Source organism: Mesorhizobium sp. M0051 (assembly GCF_040323235.1).
Lineage (GTDB): Bacteria > Pseudomonadota > Alphaproteobacteria > Rhizobiales > Rhizobiaceae > Mesorhizobium.
Genome location: NZ_JAMYUT010000009.1, coordinates 197,449 through 210,467, shown reverse-complemented (window position 1 = coordinate 210,467; position 13,019 = coordinate 197,449). Strand labels below are relative to the sequence as shown.

The following is a 13,019-nucleotide window of genomic DNA, read 5'->3' as shown; positions in this document are numbered from 1 at the left end:
ATCCCGCTCAGCCACAAACGACTCAAGGCACGATGGGCCGATCAAAACCTGCTTAGCCTCTTTACTCATATGCGATAGCCCTGCCGCAAGGGGGGAGATCGGCGGTTCTTGCGGCGGCACTTATCTGCCGGCGTTGGCGATTGGCGAAACCGGCGACGACATCCAATCTCCCCCCTTGCGGGGGAGATGGCCAGCAGGCCAGAGGGGGGTGCACTTGGCGCCTGCCGGTGCATAGCCGATGCACTTCGGTCCGCACCTCCTCCTCGCCGCCCTCGAAGGCCTCGTCACCTCCGCCGTGCTGGCGCTGACTGCGCTTGGTTTGTCGCTGGTGTTCGGCGTCATGCGCGTCGTCAATGTCGCGCATGGCGAGTTCTTCATGCTGGGTGCCGTGCTCGCCTGGGCGATCACCACGGCGATCGGCGGCCACCCGGCACTCGGCTTCCTGGCTGCATTGGTGATTGCGCCGCTGATCGTCGGCGCTATCGCGCTGGTCGCCGAACGCTTGGTGCTGCGCCGGCTCAACTACAATCCGGAAGCCACCATCGTTGCCACCATCGGCATGCTCTACATCATCCAGCAGTTGGCGCTGACCTTCTACGGTCCGGAGGCGCGGCCGGTGGAGCCGCCATTCAGCTATCGCATCCTTTTGCCGTGGTTCGGCTACTCCGGCTACAAGCTGTCCATTATCGCCGCTTCCGCGCTACTTCTGGTCGCGACATGGCTGGTGCTGACGCGGACCAAGATCGGCCTCATCATGCGCGCCACGCAGTATGACAGCGAGACGGCGCAGGCCTTCGGCATTCCCGTCGGTCGCGTCTATGGCGGCGTCTTCGCGCTCGGCGCCATGCTGGCGGCCGTTGCCGCGGTGCTGATCGTGCCGATCAGCCAGGCGCATTATCTGATGGGACAGGACCCGCTGCTGCTGTCCTTCATCGTCGTCATCATCGGTGGCCTCGGCTCGCTGCGCGGAACCGTCGTCGCCGCCGTGCTGATCGGCCTGTCCGACGGCATCATCTCGATGTTCTTCTCGCCGACGCTGGCCAAGATCATCGCCACCCTGCTCGTTGCCATGGTGCTGGTGTTCCGGCCGCAAGGCTTGTTCGGGACGGCGTCGCGATGAGCGAAGCTTCGCCGGCAAAAGCCTATGCCCTGCATCTCGGCGTCATCGCCCTGCTCTTCGTGCTGAGCTTCCTGCTGCCGGACTATTATCACGGCCTGCTCGCTCGCATTATGGTGCTGGCGGTCTTTGCCATGGGCTACAACATGCTGTTCGGCTATGTCGGCCTGCTCAGCCTCGGCCATGCCATGTTCTTCGCCGCCGGGCTCTATGGCGCCGGCCTTGCCGTCATCCATCTCGGCTGGAGCGTGCCACTGGCCTTCCTTGGCGGGATCGCCTGCGGGGCAGTGCTGGCGCTGGCGATAGGCCTGTTGGCGCTGCGCACCACGGGTGTCGCCTTTATGATCGTCACCATGATGTTCGCCCAGGTCTTCTACCTCCTCATTCTCTACTTCGCGACATGGACCGGTGGCGACCAGGGCATGGTCGTGCCGCAACCGGCACGGGTGCTTGCTTTCGGCTCGACATCGCTCGATCTCACCAATCCGACCGTGCGCTATATGACGGCGCTGGCGCTGTTCTCGCTCGTGCTGCTTGTCACATTGGCGATCGTCCGCTCCAGATATGGCCGCGTGCTGGTCGCCATCCGCGAGAACGAGGAGCGGACGAAGATGCTCGGCTACGACACCTTCTCCAACAAACTCGCCGCGGTCGTCATCTCCGGCACTATCTGCGCTGCTTCGGGCGCCGCCTATGCCCTGCTGTTCGGCTATGTCGGGTCGAGCTTCGCTTCGGTGCAGTATTCGATCCTGCCGCTGCTCTGGGTGCTGCTCGGGGGTGCGGCCACGACACTCGGGCCGCTGATCGGCACGCTGTTCATGTATTATGTCATCGACATCACCAGCGGCTACACCTCGGCCTATCTGCTGATCGTCGGCATCGCGCTGATCCTTTTGGTGCTGTTTTTCCCCAAGGGCATTCTGGGCAGCATCCGGCAGCGCTGGCTTGGGTGGCTGCCATGATGCCGCTTTTGACCACCAAGGGCCTGTCGCGAAACTTCGGCGGCCTGCGCGCCGTCGACGGCGTCGATTTCGAACTGATGCCGGGCGAAATCCGCGCCGTCATCGGCCCGAACGGGGCGGGGAAGACGACTTTCGTCAGCCTGGTCAGCGGCCGCATCCAGCCATCTTCCGGCATGATAATCTTCGACGGTGCCGACATCACCAGCGAGCCGGCCTATATCAGAGTTCGCCAGGGCATCGCCTACACGTTCCAGATCACCAGCGTCTTTGCCAATCTTTCCGCCTACGACAATGTCGCGCTGCCGGTGCAGCGGACCCTGAGCGATGGCCGCTCGAAGGGTGCGGTGCGGGCAGGCGTCATGTCGGCGCTCGAACGCACCGGCCTCGCCGACCGTGCCGACATGCCGGCCGGGCAGTTGTCCTACGGCCACCAGCGCCTGCTGGAAGTGGCGATGGGCCTGGCGCTGAAGCCGCGCCTGCTGATCCTCGACGAACCGACGCAAGGCCTTGCCGACAGTGAGATCGACAATTTCATTGAGCTGGTGCGCGAGATCGCCAAAAACGCCACCGTGCTGTTGATCGAGCACAACATGCCTGTCGTCATGCAACTGGCCGACCGCATCACCGTCTTCAACGCTGGCAGGATTCTCGCCGAAGGCACGCCGGAAGCGATCCGCGAGAATGCGGCGGTGCAGGAAGCCTATCTGGGGACCGCCCCATGACGGAGACGAAGTCCGAAGCATTGGCAATCGCGGGGCTCGATTGCTTCTATGGCGAGGTCCAGGTGCTCTATGGACTAGACCTGGTGCTGAACAAGGGCGAGGTGCTGTGCCTGTTCGGCCGCAACGGCGCCGGCAAGACGACGACGCTCAAGGCCATCATGGGGCTGGTCCCGTCAAGCGCCGGCTCGATCAGGCTCGATGGCAAGGAATTGACCGGACTGCCGGCGCACGAGGTACCCAAAGCCGGGGTCGCCTATGTGCCGCAGGGAAGGCGGCTGTTCGCCGAGATGACGGTAGCCGAAAACCTCGAGATCGGCCTGATGGCGCGCGGCAAGGGCAAGGCCGTGCGGGAAAACGTCCTCGACCTTTTTCCATTGCTGCGCCAGCGGCTGAGACAACGCTCCGGTACGCTGTCCGGCGGCGAACAGCAGATGCTGGCGATGGCCCGTGCGCTGTGCCTCGAACCGCAGGTGCTGCTGCTCGATGAGCCGACGGAAGGGCTGATGCCGTCGATGATCGCCAAGATCCGCGAGACGGTGTCGCAACTGCGCGAGATGGGCGTCTCGACCATTCTGGTCGAACAGCGTGTCGACGCGGTGCTTTCGGTCGCCGACCGCGTTGCCTTCATCGAAAACGGCCGCAATCGCGAGACGGTCGATGTCGAGGATCTGCGCGCCGACCCGTCGGCCGTGCGCCGCTATGTCGGCGTCGGGTGATCAGCCGAAAAACAGAAAACCCGCGATCAGGAATATCGGGATCAGTACCAGGCCGGACCATGCCATATAGCCGAAAAAGCCCGGCATCTTCACGCCTCGATGTCGGGCTATGGCGTAGACCATGAAGTTCGGCGCATTGCCGATATAGGTGTTCGCGCCCATGAACACCGCGCCGGCCGAGATCGCCGCCAGAGTCGAGGCGAATTCCGTCATCAGGTGCCGTGGGTCGCCACCGGCAAGCTCGAAGAACACCAGATAGGTCGGCGCGTTGTCGAGGAAGGACGACAGCGAGCCGGTCAGCCAGAAATAAGCGAGGTCGTCGGGCGCGCCCGAGGGAGAAGTGACGAGGGCGACCAATGGCGCCAGCGCGCCGTCATGGCCGGCTCTCAGGATGGCGACGACCGGCACGATGCAGATGAAGATGCCGGCAAACAGCTTTGCGACTTCAGCGATCGGCCCCCAATTGAAGCCGTTCGCCTCGCGGTGGCTCTTGTAGGAGAGGGGAAGCGACAGCAAGGCCAGCGCAAGGATGATGGCGTCGCGCACCAGGTTCTGCAGCTCGAGACTCACCCCGAGGACGGAAAAGCTCACACCCGGCTTCCAGGCCGCCGACAGCAGGATGGCACCGATCACGCCGGCCAGCAGTGGAAGATTGGCCAGGCCGCGCAGACGCACCTCCGTATCCGGTGTCGGATCCTTGATCTTTGGCGCGCCAGCCTCGCGCCGGTGCAGAACGATATCGATGCCTAAGAAGACGGCCAGCACGAGACCGCCGACGAACAGCGTTTCGCGATAGAGATTGGCAGTCGTCCAGAAGAAGTCGACACCGCGCAGGAAGCCGACGAACAGTGGCGGGTCTCCCAAAGGCGTCAGCGAACCGCCGATGTTGGAGACCAGGAAGATGAAGAAGATCACGACGTGGGCGTTGAACGGCCGGTTATCGTTGGCGCGCAGGATCGGCCGGATCAGGATCATCGAGGCGCCGGTCGTGCCGATGACCGAGGCGAGCAGTGCACCGACCAGCAACAGCCCGGCATTGACCAGCGGCGTGCCGTGAATGTTGCCGGCGACCAGAATGCCGCCTGAAATGGTGAACAGCGCGAACAGCAGGATGATGAACGACATGTATTCGGTAAGCAGCGCATGCAACACCGCCTCGGTCGCCGAGGGGACGCCGAAGGCAAGGGCCAGCGGCACGATCACCAGCGCTGCCCACAGGGCTGCGATCTTGCCGTAGTGATGCTCCCAGGCATGAGGGAACAGCAGCGGGCCGGTGGCGATCGACAAAAGCAGTCCGGTGAAGGGCAGCGCCCACCATAGCGACATCACCGCGCCGGGCAGGCCGTGCGCTTCCGCAGCCAGCGCCTGTGCCGGGAAGAGCATGGCGACAGCGATTGCGGCACCCGCCATCACACCCGTTGCGGTCGGTAAGAAGCCCCTCTTGCGCCCCACGATCCGATCAATCCGACAAGGGATCTTCGAGCGTCACTCCGGCATCGCGCATGCGGTGCAGCATTGTATCGAGCGAACCGTTGAGATCGATGCCACGGCAGGCATCGAGCCTGACGGTGGTCTTGAAGCCCTGGCTAACGGCATCCAGCGCCGAGAAGGCAACGCAGAAATCGGTCGCCAGCCCGACCAGGGTCAGCGTGTCGATGCCGCGTTCCCGGAGATAGCCGGCAAGGCCGGTCTGCGTCGTGCGGTCGTTCTCGAAGAAGGCCGAGTAGCTGTCGATATCAGGCCGAAATCCCTTGCGGATGACGAGCTCGGCCTTGGTCCAGGCGAGGCCGGAATGGAAATCAGAGCCCAGGCTGCCCTGGATGCAATGGTCCGGCCACAGCGTCTGCTGGCCGTACGGCATTTCGATCATCGTGAAAGGCTGCGCGCCCGGATGGCTGGAAGCAAAGCTGGAATGGCCGGCGGGGTGCCAGTCCTGCGTCAGCACGACGTGATCGGCGTGCCGGATCAGGTCGTTGACCAGCGGCACGATCTCGTCGCCGCCGGCAACCGCCAGCGCGCCGCCCGGACAAAAGTCGTTTTGCAGGTCGATGACGACAAGCGCTTCGTCGGCCATGGGCTTTCCTCTTCCGTATGCAGGCTCCAGTGGAAAATGCCGCTGACGCGACCGGACGCAGAAACTTGACCAGAAGGGCCGCGGCGTCAACCTCTCAAGGCATAAGAAATGCGTGCCGACCGAGTGGTCGCAAACTCCGGCTTTGACAATTCCTGCCGTCTTGATATCATTTGCATACGAATGAATTCCCCCGGTTGCCGATGCCGGAAGGATCTTTCGAAATTCCGGTTCTGGAAGACCTCTTTTCTGGAAGGCAAGGCGTGATCCGTTACGCGAAACCCACCTCGGTCGACGAAGCGCTCGCTTTGCTTGGCGAGGGCGCCTGGCGCATTCTTGCCGGCGGCACCGATTTTTATCCGGCGCAGGGCAGCAAACCGTTCCGGGACGATGTCCTCGACATCAACGGCCTGGCGGCGCTGCGCGGCATTGCAGAGACGGGCAGCCATTTCGTCATCGGCGCGCGTACGACCTGGACCGATATCATTCGCCATCCCTTGCCGCCGGCCTTCGATGCGCTGAAACAGGCGGCGCGAGAGGTCGGCTCGGCGCAGATCCAGAACGTCGCCTCGGTCGCCGGCAACCTCTCCAACGCGTCGCCTGCCGCCGATGGTGTGCCGGCTTTGCTGGTTCTCGATGCCGAAGTCGAGCTGCGTTCCGTGGCTGCGACACGCCGTCTGCCGCTGCACGATTTCATTCTCGGCAACCGCCGCACAGCCTTGCTCCCAGGCGAGATGGTGACGGCCATTCGCGTGCCGAAGGGCGCTACCACTGGCACGTCGGCTTTCGTCAAGCTCGGCGCGCGGCGCTACCTTGTGATCTCCATTGCCATGGTGGCGGCGCGTCTGGTTGTCGAGAATGGCATTGTCGCGGATGCCATGGTCGCCGCCGGCTCCTGCTCGGTGGTGGCCAAGCGGCTTGTTGGCGTCGAGGCTGCGTTGCGCGGGCTCCCATCGGACGACGGACTCGCCGATGCGATCCTGTCCGCCCCGATGGGCGAACTGTCGCCGATCGCCGATGTGCGCGGCAGTGCAGAGTACCGGATCGATGCGGTCCGCGAGATCGTTGCCCGTGTCGTGCTTGCGGCTGTGGGACGGATGACTGGCGACGAGGTGGCGGCGTGAGCCAAGTTCAGCCTGAAATGAATGAAGCCCTGCCCGATCTGGGCAACGCCCTGCCTGGCTTCGGCGCTGCACGGGCCGATATCACTTTCGAGGTCAATGGCGACGCCATCTCGGTCAACGTACCGCCGCTGCGCCGGCTATCGTCGGTATTGCGCGACGAACTGCTGCTGACCGGCACCAAGGTCGGCTGCGATGCCGGCGATTGCGGTGCCTGCACGGTGCTGGTCGACGGCGATCCCGTCTGCGCCTGCCTGATGTCGGTTGCGTCCGCTGCCGGAACGTCGGTTACAACCATTGAAGGCCTCGCCAATGGCCGGCTGTCGGCCCTGCAAGCCTCGTTCCTTGCCCATGGCGCGGCGCAGTGCGGCATCTGCACGCCAGCGCTGCTGGTCGCGGCAACGGCATTGCTGGACAAGCAGCCTAACCCGACCGAGACCGAGGTGCAGGACGCGCTGGGCGGGATTCTGTGCCGCTGTACCGGCTACCGGAAGATCATCGCGGCGGTGATGGACGCGTCGCTGCAAGCAGCAAGCCTCGATTTCCGCTTGCCTCAATCCGGCCAAGCGATCGGCTCCTCCCCCGTCAGGCTCGATGGCGTGCCAAAAGTCACCGGCGGTGAGAAATTCGGCGGCGATTCTTTCCCTGCCGACGCGCTGGCCGTGCTGGTGGTCCGCTCGCCGCATTATCACGCCGGCTTCGCCTTCGGCGACCTCGACGGCTGGGCGAAGGCACATCCCGGCATCGCCGCTGTCTTCACCGCCGCCGACATTCCCGGCAAGAATTGTTTCGGCGTCATCGGGCCGTTCGCCGACCAGCCGGCGCTGGCCGAAGGGTTCGCCCGCCTGCGTGGCGAGGCGGTGGCGCTCGTTGCCGGCGAGCGCGAGGCGATCCTCGATCTAGACATGTCGGATTTTCCGGTTCGCTGGACCGAATTGCCGCATTTTCTGCAGCCGCGCGAAGCGAGAGCCGGCGGTGCCAAGCTCATTCATGACAACCGGCCGGCAAACCTGCTTACTGCCGGCTTCGTCGAACACGGTGACCCCGAGACAGCTCTCGCCGGCGCGGCGTTCACGGTGTCCGGCGCCATCGACACCTCCTATGTCGAGCACGCCTATATCGAACCGGAAGCCGGCTATGCGTATCTGGACGGTGATACTCTGGTCGTCGTCGCCTGCACGCAGGCGCCCTATATGGACCGCGACGAGACGGCGAAGGTGCTCGGCCTTGCCGTCGACAAGGTGCGCATCGTGCCGACGGCGACGGGCGGCGGTTTCGGCTCGAAACTCGATGTCTCGCTGCAGCCGCTGATCGGTCTTGTAGCGCTGAAGACGGGGCGGCCGGCGGCACTCGCCTACACCCGCACCGAATCGATGATTTCGACCACCAAGCGCCATCCAGCCGAGATGAAAGCGACCATCGGCGCCGATGCCGATGGTCATGTCACCGGCATGATCTTCGAAGGCGATTTCAACACCGGCGCCTATGCAAGCTGGGGGCCGACGGTCGCCAACCGCGTCCCGGTGCATGCGTCCGGACCCTATGCGACGCCGAACTATCGGGCCGAGGGTCGGGCCATTCACACGCATGGGCCGATTTCGGGCGCCTTCCGCGGCTTCGGTGTGCCGCAGGCGACGATCATGCAGGAGACGCTCTATGACGAGCTGGCCGGCAAGCTCGGCATGGATAGGCTCGACTTTCGGCTGAAAAACTGCCTTCGGAACGGGTCCGAAACGGTTACCGGGCAGCGGCTGGACTCAGGCGTCGGCATCGCCGAATGCCTCGAATCGCTGCGGCCGCATTGGGCACGCGCGAAAGCCGACGCGGATGCGTTCAACAGTGCCAACAGGGATAGAAGGCGCGGCGTTGGCATCGCGTCCTGCTGGTACGGCTGCGGCAACACTTCGCTGCCCAATCCGTCGACCATTCGCGTCGGCATCGCTGCAGACGGCGCGGTCATCCTGCACCAGGGCGCCATCGACATCGGCCAAGGCTCGAACACGGTCATCACCCAGATCTGCGCCGACGCGCTCGGCCTGCCGTTGGAAAAATTCCAGCTGAAGAGCGGCGATACGGCTATCACTCCCGATGCCGGCAAGACATCGGCCTCGCGCCAGACCTTCGTCACCGGCAAGGCGGCAGAGAAGGCCGGCCGCGCCTTGCGCGAAAAGATCCTGCGTTTCGCCAATGTGTCCGAAAAGGCATCGCTGCAACTCGACGGCCCGGCGATCGCCATCCGCGAAGGTGAAGCCACTCGCCGTATCGATCTCACCTCGCTCGACGTAGATGCCGAAGGCTTCGTCTTCCGCGCCGAGGAGACCTACGACCCGCCGACGCTGCCGCTCGACGCCAAGGGCCAGGGCAAGCCCTATGCGGTCTATGGCTATGGCGCGCAGATTGCTGAACTCGAGGTCGACCTCAAGCTCGGCACGGTGAAGCTGATCAAGATCACCGCAGCGCACGACGTCGGCAAGGCGATCAACCCGCTGCTGGTCGAGGGCCAGATCGAAGGCGGCATCGCGCAAGGCATCGGCATGGCGCTGATGGAGGAGTATATCCCCGGCCGCACCGAGAATCTGCACGACTATCTCATTCCGACCATCGGCGACGTTCCGCCGATCGAGACCATCCTGATAGAAGTTCCGGATCCGGAAGGACCCTTTGGCGCCAAGGGGTTGGGCGAGCATGTGCTGATCCCGACGGCGCCGGCGATCCTCAACGCCATCCGCCACGCCACCGGCGTCCTGGTCACCAAGGTTCCGGCGACGCCGACGCGTATCCGCGCCGCTATTCGCGAAAAGGAGGCACGCCGATGAGCGAGCTTGCCGAACGCTTCGAAACCCACGATCCCGGCGAGAAGCTGGTGGCGGAGAAGATCCGCTGCGATGCCTGTCCGGTGATGTGCTACATCGCCGATGGGCGCACCGGCGCCTGCGACCGCTACGGCAATGTCGGTGGCAGGATCGTGCGGATGGACCCGCTGACCATCCTCGACCATGCGGCGGAAACCGGCGTGGCAATCGTGCCGTTCGTTGCCGAGGGCGAGGCGTGGGACGGCGAACTGATCAACACCGGCCGCCGCTTCGTCACTGCCATTGGTGCCGGAACCACCTACCCCGACTACAAGCCGGCGCCGTTCATCGTCAGCCAGGAGGTCGAGGGGGTCGATCTCGTCACGGTCGTTACCGAGGGCATCTTCTCCTATTGCGGCGTCAAGGTGAAGATCGACACCGACCGTCATATCGGACCCGAAACAGCTGTGGTGCGGTCGCAGGGCGAAGCGATCGGCCATGTCACGACAGGCGAATATGGCTCTCAGATGCTGTCGCTTGGCGGCGTGCACCATCTGACCGGCGGCTCCAAGGCTGAAGGCCGCGCCACTTGCGACGCGCTGCTCAATCTGTGCAACCGCAAGCCTGTCGAACTGGCCATCGACGGCGGCGCCATCATCACAGTCGAAGCCGGCAAGCCACCCGTCATCGACGGCAAGCAGGAACACCGCATGCGTGTCGGGTGCGGCTCGGCCACCATCGGCATGTTCGCCACGCAATGGCGCGGCCTGGTCGACGAGGTGGTGGTGGTCGACGACCACATAACCGGTGTCGTTTCCGAGCATCAGGCCGGCAAGGTGTTGGGCTGGCAGGACACCGGCATAAAAATCATCGGCCGCCGCTCGACGCCGGGCCGCTATTTCAAGGTTTCCGAACCCGGCCTCGGCTGGGGCGGCACCAGCATATCCGACCCGCTGTCGATCCTCGGCGAATGGAATGCCAAGAAGGGCGCGCGGCCGGGCCTGTCGCTGCTGATGGTTTCGACCACCGGCGAGCAGTTCGCCTATTACGAGCTCGACGACGAGCTGAAGCCGGTGCAGAAGCCATTTCCCGAACGGCTGCAGAAATCGGTCGAACTGATCGAGGACAATTGCGAGCCGGCGCTGTGTACCGTGCTGTTCATCGGCGGCGCCGGTGGTTCGCTGCGGGCCGGCGTCACCGAAAACCCGGTCAACCTGACCCGTTCCGTGCAGGGCTTGACTACCTATGTGACGGTCGGCGGCGCGCCGGTCTATGTCTGGCCGGGCGGCGGCATCACGCTGATGGTCGATGTCACGCGGGTGCCGGAGGGCGCCTTCGGCTATGTGCCGACGCCGGCCCTGGTGGCGCCGATCGAATTCACCCTGCGCCGCGACGATTATGTCAGGCTCGGCGGTTATGAGGCCGAGATTCGCAGCGTCGAGGACATCGTCGCCAAGGGCGGCGAATACCTCAATCCGCGACGCGGCACCGGCGCGCCGGCCAGCAATCCATGGCCGCCGCTGGCGCAATTGCGGCGCGCTGTGTCGAACGAGATTGGATGATGGACGGTCCGCAAACGCATTGGCTGCAGGACGGCAAGCGGCTGCATCTGAACCACGGGCCGATCGACCTGATCGTCGAAGCCTTTGGCGAGGCGCACGAATGCCGCCTGGCCTATGAGCAAGCCGTAGCGCGGTTCCAGACCATCCTGCCCGAGCTGGTGGAGGAATTGCCCGAACTGCGCCGCCCAGCCGCGTTGCGGGCCCGCGCTTTCGTCGGTCCGACAGCGCGGCGCATGGAAGCGGCTGTGGTGCCGTTGGCCGAAAGCTTCATCACGCCGATGGCCGCCGTCGCCGGCTCGGTAGCCGACGAAATGCTTGATGCGCTGCTTGTCGGACGCAGGCTCGACCGTGCCTATGTCAACAATGGCGGCGACAGCGCGATCCATCTTGGTGGCGGCCAGTCGATGACACTTGCCATTGCCGGCACCGGGCACGGCCTCGCCGATCGCATCGTCGTCCATGTCGAGGATGGCGTGCGCGGCGTTGCCACCAGCGGCTGGCGCGGACGTTCCTTTTCGTTGGGCATTGCCGATGCGGTGACCGTGCTGGCGCGCACGGGAGCAGAAGCCGATGCCGCCGCGACGCTGATCGCCAACGCCGTCGACTTGGCCAATCATCCGGCTATCCGGCGTGTGCCGGCGCGCGATCTGGCGCCGGACAGCGACCTTGGCGACAGGCTTGTCACGCAAGAGGTCGGCCGGCTTTCTCCAGCGGAGATCGCCATGGCGCTGGACAGCGGGCTTGCCGTCGCCGAAGATTTCCGCCGCAGGGGATTGATCGCCGCATCGGCGCTCTTCCTTGCCGGCCAGACCCGCATAGGTGGTTCCATGGCGCTTGCCGCGCCCAACAAAAGTCCAGGGAAGGAAGTTGCCCATGCCTGAGTTTCCGATCCGCAAGATCGCGGTTCTGACCGAAGAGATCTTTCACGAGGGCGGGCCGGTCGCAAAAGTGCCGCGCCGCCGCGCCGCCGCCATGGCGCTGGTGAAAAACCCGTTCGCCGGGCGCTATGTCGAGGATTTGCAGAGCGCCATGGATGATCTGAAGCCGCTCGGCCTGCTGCTCGCCGACCGGCTGATCGCCGCACTCGGCGGCGACGTCAAACAGATCGACGGTTACGGCAAGGGCGCCATTGTCGGCACAGCAGGCGAACTCGAGCACGGCGCGCTCTGGCATGTGCCCGGCGGCTACGCCATGCGCGAACGGCTCGGCGACGCCAAGGCGATCGTGCCGTCGGCGAAGAAGGTCGGCGCTTTCGGTTCAAAGCTCGACGTGCCGCTCGGCCACATCAACGCCGCCTATGTGCGCAGCCATTTCGACGCCATGGAAGTCGGCATCAGCGACGGGCCGCGCCCCGACGAGATCCTGTTTTGCCTCGCCATGACCTGTGGCCCGCGCGTGCACGACCGCATGGGCGGCCTGGCCGCCAAGGATATCAAGGCCTGGGACGGGCTGCGGTGAGTGCTGAGGAAAATCTGCTGAAGCTGGTCGAGTCCGAAGAGCCTGACGACCAGGATTACCATTTGCAGGAGCAGGTCGGCTTCATCCTGCGCAAGGCGCATCAGCGCCATGTCTCGATCTTTGCCGCGCATATCGGCGACCTGACGCCACCGCAATTCGCGGCTCTCGCCAAGCTGCGCGACGTCGGCGAGACCTCGCAGAACCAGCTCGGCACGCTGATCGCCATGGATGCGGCGACGGTGAAGGGTGTCATCGACCGGCTGAAGGCGCGCGGCCTTGTCGAGCTTTCCAAGCATGAGGTCGACAAAAGGCGGCTGCTGGTCAACCTGACCGCGGAGGGCCGCGACGCCATCGAGCGCCTGATCCCGCTGGCCCGTGAGATCACAAGGGAAACACTGGCGCCGCTCTCGGCCAAGGAGATCGCCACCTTCATGAAACTGCTGGCGAAGCTGGCTTAGGCGGATCTGCCGGGCGCAAAAGCACCCGGCAGGAAGTTTA

General features: G+C 64.6%; 12 protein-coding genes. 10 read left to right on the top strand and 2 right to left on the bottom strand.

Translation table 11 applies throughout. The features are described 5' to 3' along the window. Positions 1-238: 238 nt before the first annotated feature. From NKJ90_RS12335 to NKJ90_RS12320, 4 genes are read left to right on the top strand one after another with little or no spacing between them, the layout of a single operon-like run. Positions 239-1,120 carry a branched-chain amino acid ABC transporter permease gene (locus tag NKJ90_RS12335; protein ID WP_023761411.1) on the top strand — a complete coding sequence of 294 codons (882 nt, stop codon included), beginning with the start codon at positions 239-241 and terminating at the stop codon, positions 1,118-1,120. Next, positions 1,117-2,079 (top strand): branched-chain amino acid ABC transporter permease, encoded by a 963-nt coding sequence (locus tag NKJ90_RS12330; RefSeq protein WP_023761410.1) that lies wholly within the window; start codon positions 1,117-1,119, stop codon positions 2,077-2,079. Before NKJ90_RS12335 ends, NKJ90_RS12330 begins: the two co-directional genes overlap by 4 nt. Further along, complete coding sequence (locus tag NKJ90_RS12325; protein ID WP_023761409.1) at positions 2,076-2,801, top strand: ABC transporter ATP-binding protein; 726 nt, start codon at positions 2,076-2,078, stop codon at positions 2,799-2,801. Before NKJ90_RS12330 ends, NKJ90_RS12325 begins: the two co-directional genes overlap by 4 nt. Beyond that, positions 2,798-3,517 (top strand): ABC transporter ATP-binding protein, encoded by a 720-nt coding sequence (locus NKJ90_RS12320; protein WP_023761408.1) that lies wholly within the window; start codon positions 2,798-2,800, stop codon positions 3,515-3,517. The genes NKJ90_RS12325 and NKJ90_RS12320 overlap by 4 nt, the downstream gene beginning before the upstream one ends. Here the strand turns inward: NKJ90_RS12320 and NKJ90_RS12315 are convergent, their stop codons facing one another. After that, on the bottom strand, positions 3,518-4,927 hold the full coding sequence (locus NKJ90_RS12315; RefSeq protein WP_352486126.1) for a sodium:proton antiporter: 1,410 nt from the start codon (positions 4,925-4,927) through the stop codon (positions 3,518-3,520). Between the two features lie 49 nt (positions 4,928-4,976). Further along, positions 4,977-5,591 carry a bifunctional nicotinamidase/pyrazinamidase gene (pncA, locus tag NKJ90_RS12310; RefSeq protein WP_023761406.1) on the bottom strand — a complete coding sequence of 205 codons (615 nt, stop codon included), beginning with the start codon at positions 5,589-5,591 and terminating at the stop codon, positions 4,977-4,979. A 260-nt stretch (positions 5,592-5,851) separates the two neighbouring features. On the opposite strand from pncA, the gene NKJ90_RS12305 reads away from it, so the two are divergent. The 6 genes from NKJ90_RS12305 to NKJ90_RS12280 are packed head-to-tail and all read left to right on the top strand — an operon-like array spanning position 5,852 to position 12,979. After that, a complete protein-coding gene (locus tag NKJ90_RS12305) occupies positions 5,852-6,712 on the top strand; it encodes an FAD binding domain-containing protein (protein ID WP_023761405.1) in 861 nt (286 codons plus the stop codon). Positions 6,713-6,729: 17 nt separating this feature from the next. Further along, positions 6,730-9,525, top strand: a complete 2,796-nt coding sequence (locus NKJ90_RS12300) for a molybdopterin-dependent oxidoreductase (RefSeq protein WP_050589577.1) — start codon at positions 6,730-6,732, stop codon at positions 9,523-9,525. Beyond that, positions 9,522-11,063, top strand: coding sequence for a hypothetical protein (locus tag NKJ90_RS12295; RefSeq protein ID WP_023761403.1), 1,542 nt, complete (start codon positions 9,522-9,524; stop codon positions 11,061-11,063). The genes NKJ90_RS12300 and NKJ90_RS12295 overlap by 4 nt, the downstream gene beginning before the upstream one ends. Next, positions 11,063-11,944: a UPF0280 family protein gene (locus NKJ90_RS12290; protein ID WP_023761402.1), complete on the top strand. Its 882-nt coding sequence runs from the start codon at positions 11,063-11,065 to the stop codon at positions 11,942-11,944. Before NKJ90_RS12295 ends, NKJ90_RS12290 begins: the two co-directional genes overlap by 1 nt. Further along, positions 11,937-12,521: an amino acid synthesis family protein gene (locus tag NKJ90_RS12285; protein ID WP_023761401.1), complete on the top strand. Its 585-nt coding sequence runs from the start codon at positions 11,937-11,939 to the stop codon at positions 12,519-12,521. The genes NKJ90_RS12290 and NKJ90_RS12285 overlap by 8 nt, the downstream gene beginning before the upstream one ends. Beyond that, complete coding sequence (locus tag NKJ90_RS12280) at positions 12,518-12,979, top strand: MarR family winged helix-turn-helix transcriptional regulator (RefSeq protein WP_023761400.1); 462 nt, start codon at positions 12,518-12,520, stop codon at positions 12,977-12,979. Before NKJ90_RS12285 ends, NKJ90_RS12280 begins: the two co-directional genes overlap by 4 nt. The last annotated feature ends 40 nt before the right edge of the window (positions 12,980-13,019 follow it).